Source organism: Sorangium sp. So ce448 (assembly GCF_051520915.1).
GTDB lineage: Bacteria > Myxococcota_A > Polyangia > Polyangiales > Polyangiaceae > Sorangium > Sorangium cellulosum_B.
Genome location: NZ_CP150343.1, coordinates 7813483 through 7831142, shown reverse-complemented (window position 1 = coordinate 7831142; position 17660 = coordinate 7813483). Strand labels below are relative to the sequence as shown.

General features: G+C 70.0%; 14 protein-coding genes. 6 read left to right on the top strand and 8 right to left on the bottom strand.

Going from position 1 to position 17660, the window contains the following annotated elements:
- The first annotated feature begins 15 nt into the window (after positions 1-15).
- Positions 16-390, top strand: a complete 375-nt coding sequence (locus tag WMF45_RS29510) for a molecular chaperone DnaJ (protein WP_437708127.1) — start codon at positions 16-18, stop codon at positions 388-390.
- A 220-nt stretch (positions 391-610) separates the two neighbouring features.
- On the top strand, positions 611-910 hold the full coding sequence (locus WMF45_RS29505; RefSeq protein WP_437708125.1) for a hypothetical protein: 300 nt from the start codon (positions 611-613) through the stop codon (positions 908-910).
- Positions 911-1079: 169 nt separating this feature from the next.
- On the opposite strand, the gene WMF45_RS29500 is transcribed toward WMF45_RS29505, so the two are convergent.
- Positions 1080-4514, bottom strand: coding sequence for a CHASE domain-containing protein (locus tag WMF45_RS29500; RefSeq protein ID WP_437708124.1), 3435 nt, complete (start codon positions 4512-4514; stop codon positions 1080-1082).
- A 277-nt stretch (positions 4515-4791) separates the two neighbouring features.
- Here WMF45_RS29500 and WMF45_RS29495 point away from each other — a divergent pair, with 277 nt between their 5' ends.
- Positions 4792-5199, top strand: a complete 408-nt coding sequence (locus WMF45_RS29495) for a response regulator (protein ID WP_437708122.1) — start codon at positions 4792-4794, stop codon at positions 5197-5199.
- Positions 5200-5322: 123 nt separating this feature from the next.
- On the opposite strand, the gene WMF45_RS29490 is transcribed toward WMF45_RS29495, so the two are convergent.
- A complete protein-coding gene (locus WMF45_RS29490; RefSeq protein WP_437708120.1) occupies positions 5323-7587 on the bottom strand; it encodes an ATP-binding protein in 2265 nt (754 codons plus the stop codon).
- 205 nt (positions 7588-7792) lie between these two features.
- Positions 7793-8830, bottom strand: a complete 1038-nt coding sequence (locus WMF45_RS29485) for a PA0069 family radical SAM protein (RefSeq protein WP_437293181.1) — start codon at positions 8828-8830, stop codon at positions 7793-7795.
- A 221-nt stretch (positions 8831-9051) separates the two neighbouring features.
- Here WMF45_RS29485 and WMF45_RS29480 point away from each other — a divergent pair, with 221 nt between their 5' ends.
- Positions 9052-9474, top strand: coding sequence for a cupin domain-containing protein (locus tag WMF45_RS29480; RefSeq protein WP_437708118.1), 423 nt, complete (start codon positions 9052-9054; stop codon positions 9472-9474).
- A 102-nt stretch (positions 9475-9576) separates the two neighbouring features.
- Here the strand turns inward: WMF45_RS29480 and WMF45_RS29475 are convergent, their stop codons facing one another.
- The 3 genes from WMF45_RS29475 to WMF45_RS29465 all read right to left on the bottom strand — a co-directional run bounded on the left by WMF45_RS29475 (position 9577) and on the right by WMF45_RS29465 (position 11892).
- Entirely contained in the window at positions 9577-10200 is a 624-nt protein-coding gene (locus WMF45_RS29475) for a DUF4276 family protein (RefSeq protein ID WP_437708116.1), read from the bottom strand.
- Complete coding sequence (locus tag WMF45_RS29470) at positions 10194-11357, bottom strand: AAA family ATPase (protein ID WP_437708114.1); 1164 nt, start codon at positions 11355-11357, stop codon at positions 10194-10196. The genes WMF45_RS29475 and WMF45_RS29470 overlap by 7 nt, the downstream gene beginning before the upstream one ends.
- Positions 11358-11445: 88 nt before the next feature.
- Entirely contained in the window at positions 11446-11892 is a 447-nt protein-coding gene (locus WMF45_RS29465; protein WP_437708112.1) for a CoA-binding protein, read from the bottom strand.
- An 83-nt stretch (positions 11893-11975) separates the two neighbouring features.
- Between WMF45_RS29465 and WMF45_RS29460 the strand changes: the two genes are divergently transcribed.
- The gene (locus tag WMF45_RS29460) at positions 11976-13166 is read left to right on the top strand and encodes a mechanosensitive ion channel family protein (RefSeq protein WP_437708110.1); all 1191 of its coding nucleotides are present in this window, start codon (positions 11976-11978) and stop codon (positions 13164-13166) included.
- Between the two features lie 65 nt (positions 13167-13231).
- Entirely contained in the window at positions 13232-14194 is a 963-nt protein-coding gene (locus WMF45_RS29455; RefSeq protein ID WP_437708108.1) for an L-lactate dehydrogenase, read from the top strand.
- A 74-nt stretch (positions 14195-14268) separates the two neighbouring features.
- Here the strand turns inward: WMF45_RS29455 and WMF45_RS29450 are convergent, their stop codons facing one another.
- On the bottom strand, positions 14269-15702 hold the full coding sequence (locus WMF45_RS29450) for a hypothetical protein (protein ID WP_437708106.1): 1434 nt from the start codon (positions 15700-15702) through the stop codon (positions 14269-14271).
- Between the two features lie 483 nt (positions 15703-16185).
- Positions 16186-17388 (bottom strand): FIST signal transduction protein, encoded by a 1203-nt coding sequence (locus tag WMF45_RS29445; RefSeq protein WP_437541949.1) that lies wholly within the window; start codon positions 17386-17388, stop codon positions 16186-16188.
- Positions 17389-17660: the final 272 nt, after the last annotated feature.

Below are 17660 nucleotides of genomic sequence, written 5' to 3'. Positions count from 1 at the left end.
CCGAGGGCCAGGCTCATGGCTGGTGAATCCTGCGGCATCTGCGGCGGCGACGGCCGCATCGCCAACTCGTTCTCCGGCACGACCGCCACCTGTCCGGGCTGCCACGGCACCGGCCGGCGCTCGGACGACACCGGCTTCCGCGACGTCACCAAGACAAAGCCCTCCCACTTCCGGCAGCCGAACAAGGCGGCGGCCGTCGAGAAGCAGCAGGGACCTGCGTCGCTGGAAGGCATCCAGCTCGGCAGGGAGGTGAACGCGGCTGCACATCTCTCCAGCGCGACGAAGGCCAAGCTCACGCTCGAGATCATGGAGCATGAGGCCACCCACGGAAAGTGCACCCAGACGTTCATCAAGAAGGTCCGCAAGCAGCTCCGTCCGCCCGGATCGTGATCGGCGAAGGGCGGCCGCGAGCACCATCTCATGCATCTGGTGCCGCGATCATTCGGTAGGAGTTCTCCTTCTCGGGTGGTGGCCACGTCGCGAAATACCAAGGCGCCGGCGACAGAGAGGATTTCAGCCCTGCCTCCTTGAGGTACCCTCAGGAAATGCACGTTTCCTGCTGGCCGATCTGGATCGCGCTCCTTGGCGTCTCCTTCGCTTTGCCCACGGCGTGTCGCTTGCCGCCGCGGCAGTGCGCAACTCGGGCGCGCGGCCGTGGCGCGCATACCTCAGCACCGACACCGTCGACGCCCGCGATCGGATCGGCGCCGGCCCGTGGTTCAATCGCAACGGCGTCATGATCGCAGCCTCGGTCGAGGCGCTGCACGATCCGGCGCAGAACCTGATCGACAAGATCAACGGTCTCGACGAGAACGGCGCTCAGGTCCCCCACACCACCAGCGGTTGCTCGGCCGAACGCTTCGTCCAGACCGGCGGCGCCGGCCGGATCTACTGCTTCGCGGCGCACTGAGCGCTCAGCAGCGAACCCGCCGGCCAGCACCGCGCTGCTCGTCATGCACGATCACGACGAGCCCGCAGGCTATGGAGTGAGGGCGGCCCCTTGGATGCGTGGATCGCTCGACGTCTCCGGACCGATTCGACTTCCTTCTCCCCTCCCTCGACGCTTCTCGCTCTCGGCCTCAGCCCGAGCCGCCGCCCTTCGCGCGGAGCTCCTCGAGCTCACCGCACAGGAGCGCGGTCTGCGCCTCGAGCTCCCGGAGCGGCGCGCGCGCGAGCTCGAGAGCCCCTTTCTTGCCCTTGCTCTCGAGCTCGGCCGCAGCCTGCGTCACGGACGCGCAGAAGAAGTTGGCGGCCGCTCCCCTGAAGCTGTGCGCGGCGAAGTACAGCGCCGGCGCGTCGCCGCGATCCAGCGCCGCAGCCATGGATCGCAGCATCTCCGGCGCATGAGCGATGAACTCGCGGATCACCTCGTCGAGGAGCCGCGCGTCCTGCCCGAAGAGCGACGAGAGCTCCCTCCGATCGATCATCCCTGGACGCGGCGGACCGGATGCGGCCTCCCGCCCGGACGAAGATGCCTGGATCGCCCTCGCGAAATCGCCGATGTGCACGGGCTTGCTGATGAAGTCGTCCATGCCTGCCGCGAAGCAGCGCGCGCGATCCTCGGGCATGCTGCTCGCCGTCATCGCGACGATCCGCGGGCGCCCGCCGCTCCCCTCCGCGCGGGCGAGGATCCTCGCAGTGGCCTCGAACCCGTCCATCTCCGGCATGTGGCAGTCCATGAAGATCACGTCGTAATCTTTGCGCTCCAGCGCGGCGAGCACCTCGACGCCGCTGGCAGCCACGTCCGCCCGATAGCCGAGCTTCTCCAGGAAGCGACGCGCGACGGTCTGGTTCACCTCATGGTCGTCCGCAACGAGGATCTGGAGCGGCAGGGCCGCCGCCGGGATCACCGCGGCGGCGCCGCCGCTCGGGACCAGCGAGACGCCCGAGACCGCCTCCGCGACGATCGTGAAACGGAAGGTCGATCCCTTCCCCAGGTCGCTCTCGACCCCGATCCTCCCGCCCATCAGCTCGACGAGCCCCTTCGAGATCGACAGCCCGAGGCCTGAGCCGCCGAATCGGCGCGTCGTGGAGGCGTCGAGCTGGGAGAACGGATTGAAGAGCCGCTCCTGCGCGTCGGGCGCGATGCCGATCCCGGTGTCCGCTACCGAGGTCTCGATCTCGCGGCGGCCGTCGTCGAGCAGCCTCGACGCGACACGCACATCGATTCTACCGCTCAGCGTGAACTTGATCGCGTTGTGGACGAGGTTAAGGAGCACCTGCCGGTACCGGGTCGCGTCGCTCCGTACACACTCTTCCAGACCTGGCGCCGCTTGCAGCGTGAGGGGCAGCCCTTTCTCAGATGCCTTGGGGCGCAACAGCTCGATGATCTCGGTGGCGCTCGCCATGACGCTGAACGACGCGTCCTCGAGTCGGATCTTCCCGGCCTCGATCTTCGAGAGGTCGAGGATATCGTTGACGAGCGTCAGCAGCACCTCGCAGCTGCTCTCGATGATCCTGGCCTGCGCGCGCTGGTTCGCGTCGAGATCCGAATCGATCAGGAGGCTCGTCATCCCGATGATGCCGTTCATCGGCGTCCGGATCTCGTGGCTCATGTTCGCGAGGAACTCGGACTTGACCCGCGTCGCGCGCTCCGCCGTCTCGCGGGCCAGGTCGAGGCTCCGGGTCATCTCGGCGGCGATGGCCGTCGCGCGCTGGCCGGTCCGTCGGAGCGCGACGAGCATGCTCGCGATGAGCAGCGTGATGACGACCCCCGCCACCGCGGCCCAGGACGAGCTGGTGGTGTGCGAGGAGACGAACGCTGGCCCCTTGCTCCAGCCAAGCACCAGATCGAGCTGGGCCGCTCCGAGGGAGGTGAGCCTGTCGAAGGGGAAGCGCTCGCCGGCGCGCGGGTCCGATCTGTAGATCACGCCGTCCTTCGACTGCGTACGGCCCTCGAAGACGGTCAGGGAGACCTCCTCGGCCATGCGGCCGAGCGCGCCCTGAAACCACGTCTCCGTGACGAAGGGCGCATAGATCCAGCCCACGAGCGCCTCTCGCCGCGCCGCGACGGTGCCGTGCACGGCGCCGCGCGCGTAGATCGGGCAGAGCAGCAGGAATCCGGGCCTCTTCTGCTCGTCCTGGACCAGCGTGATCCTCGTCGTCATCGCCGGCTGTCCGGTGTCGCGGGCGAGATCGGCCGCGTGTCGCCGGACGGCCTCGGAGCCGATGTCGAGCCCCCTCGCCTCGCGGTTCATGGCGTAGGGCTCGATGAACGTGATGACATAGCGCTCCAGCTGGTCTGCGGCAGGCGGCGTGACCCCGGGCACCTGCTTTATCTCGAGCTCCGTGACGCCGAGCTGCCTTGCTCTCTCGATGTACGCCGCGGTGTCGGCGACAGGCACCCGGAGGATCAGCCCGACGCCGTGGATGCCCGGGTATTCCGCGATGATCCGCGTGGCGTCGAGATAGGCCCTCCAATCGTCGAGCGAGACGTCGTCGGACGCCGCGTGGAGCCCGACACCGCCGAGCAGCGCTCCCACGTACGCTTGCAGCCGGTGCTCGATGTTGACCTGCGCGTCGTGGATGAGCGCGTCGAGGTGACGGGCATCCTCAAGGCGCTCCGCCCGGTGGAACGCGTGGAACGCGAAGCCCGAGAGGAGCCACCCGGCGAGCAGGACCGGCATGGCTGACCGGAGCGCCGCGACCGCCGAGAAGCCGGCGAGCGTGCCCACGGTCACGGCCGTCGCGCCCATGAAGAGCTGCTGGTGGACGAGGCTCTCGTTGAGCGTGCGTCCGACGAACGGTCCGAGCCCCTGGCTCGTCGCGGCGGTGACGACGACGGCGAGGGCGACCCCCGCGAGCTTCACGGCCAACTCCCCCCACCGCGCGGCGCACACGAGCAGCAGCGGGAAGACGATGAACAGGAGCGAGTTCCCCGCGGGGTGCAAGAAGGTGAACCCCAGCGCGGCGGCCGAGACGGCCAAGACCCCGGCGAGGGTCAGGGCGCCGCGGAGGGAGACCGCGCTCGGCCGGAGCTTGCTCGCGCTCAGGGCGAGGAGGGCCGGTGTCAACACGAGCGCCCCCATCATGTCGCCCACCCACCAGGTCAACCAGACGGAGAAGGCGTTGGTCCACGCGACCGAGCCCGCTGCACCCAGGCTCAGGACCCCGATCGTCGCGCTCACCGCGGTCGCGAGGACGCTCGCCGCGACCAGGGCGAGGTTTTCGGCCTGGTGCTCGAGCTGGTCCTCGAGCACCGAGAGCCGCTGCACGATGAGCGCCCCTGCGAGCGCTTCGAGCGCGTTGCCCGTCGCGATCCCCGCCGACAGCGGCGCGGAGCTGCCATTCAGCCAGTTGCTCACGAACGCCCCGGCGGCGATCGCAGGCCATGCCCCTCTTCCGAACACGAGGACGGCCGCGATGGCGAGCCCTGTGGCGGGCCAGACGGGCGAAGCCGATCGGTTGATCGTGGCGAGCAGCAGGCCGAGCTTCGCCGCCGCGACATAGCCCAGGAAAATGGCGGCCTGCAGGGCGATCTGCCGCGGTGCCATTGTCTTCGCGAAGCGGCCCATCGTCCCTCCTCAAGCCTCGATGCGCGCGATAACTCTACGAGACAGCCGGGGCCAGCTGCACGCCAGACCGGACGCCGACGCCTGGCGTCGCGCGAAACGTCCTGGGTGGCAAACCGCAGAGGGCGGTCGGGCCATCGGAGCGACACGCGACCACATCGGCGCTCTGGCTTGGCCGAGTTGAGCCACGCGCGCAATCCCGCCCACACGCAGTTGCGGACCGATGCTACGTTGGTCCATCCCGCGGCGAGGTGGTGCTGCGACAGGGGAGGGGAGATCCATGGAACAGAACCGTCACGTCGCGGTAACCGCTGGCCTCTCTGGACGGCGCGCGCTGATCGTGGACGACGACCCGGTGACCCTCCAGATCGTGGAGCGCCTTCTGCAGCGTCGGGGGGTCAACGTACGCACCGCGGCGAAGTCGTTTGGGTTGCTGAACCTGATCGTGGACTACCGTCCATCCTTTGTGATTCTCGACGTCAAGATGCCAGGGCTCGACGGGCCGACCCTGGTGACGCTCGTCCGCTCCGACCCGGAGATCGCGTCGACCGTCATCCTTCTGCACTCGGCGCTCGACGTGGAGCAGCTCGAGCTCAAGGCGCAGCAGTGCGGCGCCGATGGGCACATCTCGAAGTCGCTCGGCTTGGTCCACTTCGAAAGAAGCCTGATGCGCTGGCTTCGCCGCTGACGTTGGGAGAGGAGCTGGGGAGATTCAACCCATCCCCACGCCCTCGCTCTCCGGCGGGGCGCTGCGTGACGGCGCGGGGCCGGGACGCGGCGCTCTCGCCCATCCAGGCGCGGCGCGCCGCGATCAGTCACGAAGCGAGCGGCCAGCCGACCCGCGTTCGGCATTCCGGAGCTCGCGCGCGGCGCGCGCGAGCTCCTCCTCGATCCGGGCCAGGCACGCTTCTGCCCCGTCCAGGTGACCGCCGCGCGCGAGCTCTTCGAGCTGCGCGCACGCGGCGGCGACCACGAGCGCGCCGATCGCCAGGCTGCTGCCCTTCAGACGATGAGCGCTCCACGCCGCCTCGGCAGCGTCGCCCGCCGAGATCGCCCCCGCCATTGCGGCCACGCAGCGGGCCGCGTCGCGCACGTAGCTCGCGGTGACGTCCTTCAGCAGATCGAGCTCCTGTAGGCCTGCGAGCGCGATGGGATCGAGCGGCGCCCCCGCGTCGCCCTCTGGCGGCGCAGGCGCGATGCCGCGGGGTTGCGCGATGCGCCTCATCATACCGACCAGATCGTCCACCCGGATCGGTTTGATCAGGTAATCGTCCATGCCCGCCTCGATGCACATCGTCCGGTCTCCGGCCGTGGCACTGGCCGTCATGGCGACGATCCAGGGGCGCCGCTCGGGCGGCCACTCCGCGCAGATACGGCGCGTGGCCTCGATGCCGTCCATTTCAGGCATCTGCAGATCCATGAGCACGACGTCGTAGGGTCGGCGGGCCAGCGCGCCGATCACCTCGAGGCCGGTCGCCGCAACGTCGGCGTGATAGCCCAGGCGTGAGAGCATCGCGATGGCGACCTTCTGGTTCACCGAGTTGTCCTCCGCGAGCAGGATCCTGAGGGGCAGCCGCGCTGAGATGCCCTCGTCGAGGCTCGAGAGCGGCGGCACGTGCCCGTCCGGGGGCGAGGGGGTGACGTCCCGGGCGACGCCGACGACGACCGAGAACGAGAAGGTGGAGCCCACCCCGACCGTGCTCTCCACGCCTATCCGCCCGCCCATCCGCTCGCAGAGCTGCTTGCTGATGGCCAGGCCGAGGCCGGCGCCGCCGTACCGGCGCGACGGCGACGCGTCCACCTGGCTGAACGAGCGGAATAGCCGGCCCATCTGCTCGGCGGGAATGCCGATGCCGGTGTCCTTGATCGCGAACCGCAGCTCGACGCGATCGCCAGGGGCGGGGGCCGAGGACGCGAGGATGACAACCTCTCCCGCGTCCGTGAACTTCACCGCGTTGCCGATGAGATTCACGAGGATCTGGCGGACGCGCTTGACGTCTCCGATCACGACGCGCGGCGTTTCCTCCGCGATCGTATAGGCGATCTCGATCCGGTCCTTCTCGGAGCCTCCTGCCACCAGGGCGATGGCCTCCTCGATGCAGTCGTCCACGTCGAAGAGCGCGCTCTCCAGATCCAGCTTGCCGGACTCGATCGTCGAGTAATCGAGGATGTCGTTGATGATCCGGAGGAGCGCGTCGCCGCTCGCGCGGACGGTCTCGACGAACTCGCGCTGGGTCGGGGTGAGCTCGGTGTCGAGGAGGAGCCCGGTCATGCCGATGACCGCGTTCATTGGCGTCCGTATCTCGTGGCTCATGTTCGCCAGGAAGTCGCTCTTGGCGCGGCTCGAGGTCTCCGCGGCCTCCATGGCCAGGCGCAGATCGCGCGTGCGCTTCTCGACGCGCTCCTCGAGCTCCGCGTTTCTGGCCTCGATCCTCCGCTTGTGGCGTACGACGAGCGCGGCGCCGCCCGCGAACAGGAGGAGCTGAAACGCGACGATCGCGCGGTGGTTCCACGTGACCTTGCGCCGCTCCGACTCGAGCGACGCCAGCGTGGCGCGCTGGAAGGACACCGACGCCGAGAGGATCGACGCGAAGAGTGCGTCGAACTCCTGATCCGCCGGCATCCCGATCGCGCCGCCCGCGTCGCGCGTCTCATAGCGCGCCTGGCTCATCCGTCGCCACCGCTCTACCGCGGTCCGGATCTGCAGGAGCTCCGCCCGCCGGGCCAGGTCGTCGATGCGGTCGAGCGCGAGGCCGGTGCCCGCGTCGCCGCCGTCGAGGAGCACGCCGATCAGGCCGACCGCCTCGTCGATGTTCCGGTACACGTCGTGGTTCAGATCGAGCGATTCATCGCCGCCGAGCAGCTCCTCGAACCACAGGTGGGCCAAGGTGAGGCGCTGCTCGACACGATCCGTGAGCGAGCTCCGCGCTTCATGTTGGGCGACCTTATCCACCATGACGCGGTGCGACCAGCCCACCGCGCCGAGGGTCGCGATCCCCAGCGCGATGAGCACCAGAGGAATCGGGTCGAACCTGGAAGCGCGGCGACCGAGGTGGGTCACCGCCGGAAAACGCATCGCAGGTACCTTTACCATGGTCAGCGCTCGCCGTGCGGTGCCCGGGATCCCGCCATGCTTTCGCATGTTCAGAGCTCCAGAGATCACCTGCGTTACGCCGGAATGGATCGGCCTGGGTTGTCAGGGACAAACTTGGAGCGCCTCTCGAAGCGTCCCGTCGTCAGGCAGCCGAGGGCAGGCGCGTCGCGTCTCACGCGCTCCACCCTCACAAATCGAACAGCGTCCCCTGCCGGCTCGGCCGCCTGAACGTCGACTCGCCCTCTCGCTCGATGTACTCGCCGCTGCCGCGCGCCACGTTGAGCCCGAGCCGCTGGCAGTGGACCTCGAAGAGCCGCTGGATCGCCGCCCAGCGCGGGCCCGCTCCCTGGAAGCGCGCCCCGAAGGCGGCCTCGTTCATCTTGCCGCCGCGCATCTCCTGGATGCCGCGGCGGACCTTGGCGGCGCGGTCCGGGAAGGCCTCCTCGAGGCGCTCGTCGAAGACCGGGAGCACCTCGCGCGGCAGGCGCAGCGGCATCATGAACGCGCTCTCCGCGCCGGCGGCCCGGGCGCGCTCCAGGAGCTCCGGGACATCGCTGTCGTTCAGGCCGGGGATCATCGGCGACAGCGAGATCCCCGTCGGCACCCCCGCGTCGGAGAGCGCCCGCATCGCCTCGAAGCGCAGCGACGAGCGGCTCGCATACGGCTCCATCTTGCGCGCCACCGCGTCGTCGGCGAACGGGATGCTGAAGTGGACCCGGGCGCGCGCCCGGCGCGAAAGCTCGCCGAGCAGCGCGGCGTCGCGCCGCACGAGCGCGCCCTTCGTGATGAGCCCGACCGGGTTCCTGAACGCGAGGCACACCTCGAGGCAGCGGCGGGTGAGCTCATAGCTCGCCTCGAGCGGCTGGTAACAATCGACATTGCCCGAGAACACAATCGTGTCTCCCTGCCAGCTCGGCTTGTTGAGCTCCTTCTCGAGCAGCTCGGGCGCATTCGACTTGACCACGATCTTGCGGTCGAAATCCGTCCCGGCGCCCCACCCGAGGTACTGGTGCGACGGCCGGGCATAGCAATACGCGCACGCGTGGAGGCAGCCCCGGTACGGGTTGACGCTGTACCGGAAGGGAAGATCGGGGCTGTCGTTCGCGGTCACGATGGAGCGGGCCTGCTCCTCGAAGATCTGCAGCGTCGCCGGGGGCGCCTCTTCGAGGTACTCGACCTGCGTCGACGACCACGGGTTCGGAGGGTTGTTCACGGGGCGCGGCATGGTGCGGAGTGCTCCGGGCGAAGAGGCGAGCGCTGCGAGCGCAGTGTAGCGCGTCCCGGTCAGGATGGGAGCGTTTGTTCAGTAGAGCCCGGCGGGCTCCGTCGGGGCGCCTGGGACGCATCGGTCGTGCCGGCCGGGAGGCCACGGCGGGAAGAGCGGATTGACGCGGTAGGGGAGCCCTGCTGGCATGGACGCCCTCAGTCGAGACGGGGGAGGGAAAGATGGCCGAGCCGAGAGAGCCTGGGTTCGATCTCCGCAGCACCTACCTGCACCTCGCGGACGCGGGGGATGCGCTGCAGATCGATGTGAAGCCGACGTTCTGGCAAGAGCTCATGTCCGACGAGCCGGCGGGCGCCGAGATCCGGCGGGTCAAGCGCGTGGATGGCTGGCTCGTGACGCGGTTTCACATGGCCGAGGACACGCCCCGGTGGGAGATGCACCCGGCCGGGGACGAGATCCTGTACCTCCTCTCGGGCGCGATCGACGTGGTGCTGCAGGACGAGGGCGGTGAGCGGGTCGTCGCGCTGCGCGCGGGGACGGCGTGCACGGTGCCGCAAGGGGTGTGGCACCGGATGATCGTCCACGAGCCGGGGGATTTCCTGGCGATCACGTTCGGCAAGGGGACGCAGCACCGAGCGGTGTAGTCGCCCCGCGGCGAGCCCGCCGTCCGACATGCCGGGGCCGAGCCGCGCCGCGCCGCGCTGCCGCAGGACGCGGTGGATGGGGGCGGCGCCTGCCGGACTCGCTCACGGCGGGCCGGCCTCAGCACGAGCGGCGAGCAGGTTGAAGAGCCGCGCGGCATGCGCGGAAGCGGCGCGCACCTTGTGCGGGTCGACCAGCCCGATCAGCTCGAACGCATGAGATTTCGCATACTTCCCTTTGGTCTTCGAGTCTCTGGTCGCTCGTTCCATCGCGTCGTAGAGGTCTCGCTTCGCGACCTGCTCGACGTCCTTCTGCTGGGGGAGCGCGTCCCTTCGAAATCCCTTCTTGTAGTATGCCGCGAGCGCGTCGGGGTCAGTGACCAACCAGGCCTCCATCGCCTGGACCATCAAGTGGAGCTGTTCATCGCTCACACCATCCGGCCTGAGCCACTGATCCCCCTCGCGCCTGAGGACGTGATCCCACGTCGAGGTCCCAGGCTTCACGGGCTCCTCACTGTCGACGAGCAGGATACACAGCGCGTCCGGGTGGCTCTTCAGCCCCCGCTTGAAATCGTCGAATGCCGCCTTGCGGCTTCCGCATGTGATGACCTTCGGCCTGGCGCGCTCGCCGAGGACCCTCGCGAACAGCTTGCCGAAGCCTATGCGAAGGGGCTCTTGAGCCCGCCGCGTGTCGCCGCCCCCCTCGACGTAGATGCGTACGGCTACCATCGCGTGCCCCCGAGCTCGCCCTTGCGCCAGAGCTCACCGAGCGAGTACTCCTCCAGCCACGTCGAGAGAGCATCCCGCGTGAGGCGCCGCATGGTCGTCTGCCCTTCGCGGCGCTCGCAGACGATCACGGACTCCGGCGTGTCGGAGAGCGCATCGATGAGGACATCCGAGTGGGTCGTTACCACGATCTGCGTGCGCTGCGACGCGCCTTCCAGGAGGCGCGCCAGCGTGGGCATCAGGTCCGGATGGAGGCCGAGCTCCGGCTCCTCGATGCAGATGAGCGGCGGCGGCGCTGGATCGAGCAGGATGGCGAGCAGCGCGAGCCATCGGATCGTGCCATCGGAGAGGCGCGTCGCGGGGATGGTCCAGCGCTCTTCTTCGAGGAAGATCTGGACCGTCCCCCCCTCGATCTGCACGGAGAAGTCGACGATACCGTCGAATACCTCGCGCAAGGCATCGATCAGAAGCCGCTTGGTCGGGACATCCCGGCGGAATCGATTCAGTATCAACCCGAGGTTCTGTGTATCTTCGCGCAGATGGTCGGTCGGCAGATCGGACGGCTGCGGGCGTCGGGGAGAGGACGCCCGTCCGAAGCCCCAGTCACGGTAGAGCCTGATCTTGCTGTACTGGTCACCGACGAACGAGAGCTCCGGGTACTGGTCGGGATCCTTGCGCTGGGAGAGGATGGACTGCTGGGCGTCGATGTCCTCGCGCCGGAGCTCGCGCTTGCCGGCCTTCACGTTGAGCATCGGGCGCCCATGCTCGTAGCCGAAGTAGAAGTACTGCCTGGTCCTACCGGTCGCCGGCTTCTCATTCTCGATGCGCTCGTCGACGATCTCCAGGCGCGCGCCGACCTCGGTGAAGGCGACCCGGTGGCGCAGGTTCTTGTTCGACTCGGGCCTGTAGGCGAGGACGGCCTCCACCTCGGCCTTCGCGCCCGGCTCGCCCCTCCAGATCCACGCGCTCACACCACCGCCCTGCCGCACGGCGGCGAGCAGATCCGTCGGTGCGGCGCGCAAGAAGTCGATGGCCTCGATGAAGTTCGACTTGCCCGAGCCGTTCGGGCCGATGAGGACGTTGAGCCCGCTGAGCTCGATCGGATCGGTGCCCGGCCCGAACGAGAGGAACCGATCCAGCCGCAGGCTCTTGAGGAACATGCGCCGAACTCTACCCGGATCGCCCTCATGGTCGCCAGCGGAGGAGCCGATGCGGCCTGACCGGACCGCCTGGCGCCTGCGCCGCGCCTCAGCCCCGCCCTGCGTGGCGGCGGTGCTCCACCATCAGGCAGCGGTCCTGCACGACCAGGATGCCTGCCTCGACAAGCCGCTCGGCCACCTGGTCGTTCCGGATGCCGCTCTGCAGCCAGACGGCGCGCGGCCGGGCGGCGAGCAGGTCGTCGAGGTGCCCGGCGACGTCCTGGCCCCGCCGGAAGACATCGACGATGGCGATGGGGCCCGGGACGTCGGCCACCCGGCGATAGACCTGCTGGCCGAGGATGGTCTTCACGTCAGGGTAGTAGACAGGGACCGGGATCACCTCCACTCCCGCGCCCTGCAGATAGCTGGCCACGTAGAACGCCGGCTGATCCGACTGCGCCTCGGTCTTGATGCCGAGCACGGCGACCCGCCGCGCCGAGCGCACCAGCTCCGCCACCCGGGCCTCGTCGTCGCTTATATCGCGAATGTCGTCCATGGAAGGAGTCTACGCCCCCGGGCGCGGCTCGGCGACGGATCCCCGCGCTCGGGCCGCGGCGGAGTTGTGGCAGACTCGGCCGCGTGAACCTCGACCGGCTCCTCGCGCTCTGGGCCGACCTCATCCGCTCTCCCGCCTCGATGCCCGTCGCGCTGGCGATCTCGGCCTCCGTCCTCGCGCTCGGCTTCTTCGTCTACCGCCTGGTCTTCGCCTCGCTCTCGCGCCTCGCGGGCGCCACGCAGACGTCGCTGGACGACCTCCTGGTCCGCCGCATGCGGCTGCCGGCGCGCATGCTCGTCGCGCTGCTCGCGCTGCACGCGTTCATCTCCCTCCGCGGGGGAGAGCTGCCCACGCTCCACAAGGCCGTGCTCCTCCTGGAGCTCACCCTCGCCGCGTACCTCGCCATCGAGATCGCCGAGACCCTGGTCATCGACTACTGGCTCGCCGAGCGCCGGAAGGTGCTGCTCCCGGCGCTGGTGCGGCACCTCCTGCTCACGATCCTCTACCTGGTCGCCGGCCTCTCGATCGTCGGCGCGGTCACCGGGGTCGACCTCGTGCCGCTGCTCGCGACCTCGACCGTCATCACGGTGGTCCTCGGCCTGGCGCTGCAGGACACCCTGGGCAACCTGTTCGCCGGGCTCGCCCTGCACTCCGAGCGCTCGTTCGGCGTCGGGGACTGGATCCTCGTCGACGGGGTCGAGGGGCAGGTGATCTACGTGGGATGGCGCTCCACGCGCCTCCGGACGTTCTCCGGAGACGTGGTGATCCTGCCGAACTCGATCATCGCCAAGGCGCGCGTCCAGAACTTCTGCGCGCCGGACCGGAACTGCGCGCGCAACATCGAGATGCTCGTCGCGCTCGCCGCCCCGACCGAGGCCGTGGAGCGCGCCGCCCAGCGCGCCTGCAGCGAGGTGCCCGAGGTGCTGCGCGAGCCCGCGCCCAGGCTCTGGCTCGCCGCCGTCACGCCGCTCTTCCAGCGCTATGTCATCAAGTTCTGGATCGCCGACTTCGAGCGCCACGATCTGCTGGAGTCCGAGGTCATGAAGGCGTTCTTCCGCGCGTGCCGCGACGAGGGCGTGGCGCTCAGCCCCGCCGCGGCGCAGCCGGCCCTCGCCATCGAGATACGGCCCCCGGCCGGCGCCCCGGGGCTCGCCGAGGGCGCCGCAGGGCCCGCCGGCACCGCAGTGCCCGCCGCCGACCCGAGGGCAGCGCCGGCGGTCGTGCCGGCGATCGTCGTGGCGCCGGCCGCCCCGCCGCCGGACGGCCACGGCTGAGCCAGCGCGGGCTCAGCGGCCCGATTTGCCTTGGTGCAGCCGTACCGCCGCGGTACCCCGGCGGTATGCCTGATCACCAGACCATCTCTTCCAGCAAGGTCGCGATCGTGGGTGCTGGCAGCGTTGGCGCGACGATCGCCTATGCGAGCCTGCTCCGCGGCGTGGCGAAGCAGATCGCCCTGTTCGACACGAACCGGGCCAAGGTCGACGCCGAGGTGCTCGACCTCAACCATGGGCTGCAGTTCGTCCCGGTGGCCACGCTCGACGGCAGCGATGACGTCGAGGTCTGCCGCGGGGCGGACGTTGTCGTGATCACCGCGGGTGCGAAGCAGAAGCCCGGGCAGAGCAGGATGGACCTCGCCACCGCGAACGTCGCGATATGCCGCGAGCTCCTGCCGAGGCTCCAGGCCGTCGCGCCGGACGCGCTCTACCTGCTCGTCACCAACCCGGTCGACGTGATCACGTACGTCACGCTCAAGCTGACAGGCCTCCCGCCCGCCCGGGTGATCGGCAGCGGCACGGTGCTCGACAGCAGCCGGTTCAGGTTCCTCATCGCAAGGCGGCTCGACGTGGCCGTGCAGAACGTCCACGCGTACATCGCGGGAGAGCACGGGGACAGCGAGGTGCCGCTGTGGAGCAGCGCGAACGTGGCGAACATCCCGCTCGACGCGTGGTCCGTGCCCGGCCACGGCCACCTCGGCGCGACCGACCGGGCGGAGATCTTCTCCAACGTGAAGAACGCCGCCGCCCAGGTGATCTCCGGCAAGGGCGCGACGAACTACGCTATCGGCCTCGCGACCGCCAAGATCCTGGAGGCCCTGCTCCGCGACGAGAGCCGCGTGCTGCCCGTCAGCAGCCTGCTGAGCGGCTATCGCGGGATCGACGATGTCTGCCTGAGCGTGCCGTGCATCGTGAACCGGTCCGGCGTCGAGTCACAGCTGCCCCTACCGATGAGCCCCGAGGAGGAGGCCGGCGTCCGGGCCAGCGCGGACACGATCCGCAAGGCGATCCGGACGCTGGGATTCTGAGGCGACCCCGTGCGGCCGTTGCCCCTCTTCAAATAGGCCTTCCTCGAGGTGTGCTGCGTGGCGGCGGCCGCGGCTCACGGCGCGCAGCGCGTCCCTGTCTTGAAGCTCCAGCAGGCGGCGCTGACGCCGGCGCGGCCTGCGCTGGAGGATGACTCGAGTCCTCCCGGACCGCCTTCACCCGGCTCTCCAGGGATGAACTCCTTCAACGAAGGCACGGCAGCAGGGGCGGCGTCGTAGGCGACGCCGATCGCATGTCCGCCGCGCCCGCCGCCTCCGGGGCCGCCATCGCCGCCACGACCGCCCATCCCCCCAGCCCCGTTGTCGGGCGCATTCACATCGTTCCGGGTCGTGCCGCCGGGTGCACCTCGCCCCCCTTCTCCGCCGCTCTGTCCTGCGGCGCCGATTCCTCCTTTGCCGCCATGACCCACCGTGACGGTCACATCGGCCAGAGCCAGCTTCGTCCCGATGCTCACGATTCCAAGGCTGGACCCGCCGGCTCTCCCTCCTGCGCCGCCCTTGCCGCCGCATCCCCCTGCGCCTCCACCCCCACCGCCCGGGGCAGCGCCGTCTGCCGGACGTCCGTCGATGAAGGTACAAACGACGCCCAGCACGCGTGCGCCGGCGCCCCCTCCGCCTCCCTGGCCCGGCTTGCCGGGCTGGCCGGGGGCTCCGTCGCCGTCCGTGATGCCGGCGAGGGTCAGCCTCCCGTCATGGCCGCCTTCGCCAGGCGTCCCGCTGGCGCCAGTGGCACCGGCGATGCCTGCCTGGCGGGTTCCCGAGGCGTCGACCGTGCCTCCAAACCCGTCCGGGGGCGTGCTCGCGAGCGGCTTGCCGCCCTCACCGGGTTCCGCGGGCGTGGAGGGCAGACTCAGGGCAAGGGGCGACGTCTCCCCGGTCCCGCCCGCGCCACCATCGGTGACCACGTCACCGCACGTCATCCGTCCGGACTCACCACCGCGCGCGGGAACCACGCAGGCATTCGTCGGCGCGTGGGCGCCCTCTGCCGGAGCGTCCCCCCCGGCGTCTGCCGCGGTGGCCTGCGGCTCACCGTCGGCGCCGGGCATGCCGTCGCCGGCCCGTACCTCGAGGTGGCTCAGCTCGGCCGCGATGTCCGCCACGGTAACTGCGATGGACGACCCGCCAGGCTCCGTCGCGCTCGCCGCGGAGATCACGAATCCATGCACCTTCGCCCCGTCCGCGTCGCCCGTCAGGGTCAACGCGACCTGTCCCGCCGGCCCCGCGATGGCGCTCTTCGCATCCGAGCTCTGCTTCCACTCTCCATTGCACGTGAAGTCCCCGCGCACCTCGACCCCCGCGCGCAGCGTCACGGCCTCGGCGAAAGGATGGCCGGCGCATGCGCACACCGTCCCGCCCTTCGCGTCGTCGATCGCCTCTTGCAGGCGCGCGTAGGGAGCGTCGCGCGTCCCGGCGCCTCCAGGCGCAGCGCTCGCGCTCGCGAACACGTCGCACCCGACCACCGGCGTCGGTCCTTCAGGCTCCTCGTACATTTGCGCCCGCTGGCACGCGGTCGCGCACAATGCCGCGGCGAGCACGGCGGCGCACCGGAATCGATGCGTTTTCTCCAACGGATTGCATCGCATGAAGTCACTCCTCCGTGTCACTGGTCGAGCACCTTGACGACCCACCCGTCCTGTTCAGCCTCGACATGCGCCCCTCTCGCGGCGGAGCCAGCGCGCCGTGAACGGACCTCATCGGGTAGGCCGCGCTGGACGCAGCTCGACGTCCAGCGGTGTTGCTCCCCTGCAGATGTCTCGCGATCGACGGTGGTCCGGTGCCACGCTCGCCGCGGTGCAAACATGGCGCGTGCCACGAACGCCGTGCACCGACATCGCACCTTCGTGAACGTCGAGGGCGTCTATCGTCCGTCGGCTGACCCGACCCGGCTCGTGCCTCTCCTTGGGCCGGTCAGCTCAGCAAAGCCCCCACACCGCGCAACGATCCGCCCCGCCGCGTCGTCAGCCCAGCAAAGCTCACCCGCCAGCCGTCGCCTGGTCCGACTCCCCCCACGCCACCATGACAGCGCTCGTGTTGTAGAAGCCCTCGACGCTCCCCCCGAACTTCGCGATCTGCCCGTAACACGCCATCCCGAACATCGGGTTCGACGCCGCGTTCGGTGAGAGGAACGCCCGCACTTCCTCGCGGTACCGCTCGCCCAGCATCCGGAACCGCGCAGCGCAGTCGAACACCAGCGAACCGGCCACCCCGGGCAGCGGCCCCAGCACCTTCGTCGACAGGCTCTTCGCCGCCTGGAGCACCGTGTCGGTCGCCGCGTTCACGACGCGCACCACCTGCCCGCGCGCCAGCCCCCCGGTCAGCACCACCGCGCCGTCCCCGCGGATCGCGATCGGCGACCTGATCTTCAGCGCCTCGCCGAACGGCGTCTTCGCCCCGAGCGCGTGCTTCGCCATCGTCTGGAGCAGCCCCTCGCCGCTCGAGCGGAAGCCGAGCCGCGAGAGCTCCTCCTCGTACACACGGGCCGCCGGCTGCCCGTCCAGCGTCCTGAGCACGTTCCGCTCGATGTCCGTGATCGTGAAATCCCGCCCGCCCTCGGCGGCGCGGAACCCGTGCACGACGTCGATGTTCACCCGCTGCCGGTGCGTCAGCCGCACGAGGACCGCCGCGTCCGTCAGCACCTTGCGGCCGAGGAACACCCGCGCCCCCTCGAACGTCCACCCGTCGCCCGCCGTCCCGCCGAAGACGCGCGTGTGCGGCGGCACGCCCTGGCGGAGCGCGGCCACCAGATCGTCGCCGTCGCACGCGAACGCGTCCGCCAGCACCAGGATCGAGCTCGTCGCCCCGCTCCGCCCGCTGCCGCTCGAGACGGCCTCGTCCATGTCGCTCAGCGCCGCCCTGATGCTCTTGCCGTGATCCGAGCGCAGCTCGCGCGCCGCGGTGCACGCCACCTCGACGTTCGCTCCCCCGAGGAAGGCGCACGTCACCCCGCTCCTGCTGAAGCCGCGCTCCGTGAACGACACCCCGCCGGTGGTGGCTCCGACCACCGGAACGCCCGTCGCGTCCTCGACCGCGGCGAGGTACTCCTCGTGCTTCGTCCCGCTCGGCATGGCCACGATCGCGAGCCGCGCCGGCTCCTTCCACTCCGCGACCGTCCGCTCGATCTTCCGGCCGAGCAGCCACGCGTTCCCGTCAAAGGGTCCGAGGGTCATCATCTTCATGCGCTGAAGCTCCTGAGTGCCCGGCGCCGGAGCGCGGGCTTCGGATCCAGGCCATCGCCGACGAACCGCGTCGTGACGGTGATATCACGCACGAGGGAGGCCGCTCCACTCCTCATAGAGGGGTTGCCGCCGCGCGCGGCCGCTCGCTCGGGCGACGAACCTCGCGCAGCATCGGCTCAGCTCGGACGCTGTGCTCGGGCCGCATACCTCCGCGCCGCAGCGCCGCGCCCTGCTCTGCCCTGGGCGCGCGAGCGCGGCGTCGGCGTCGCGTC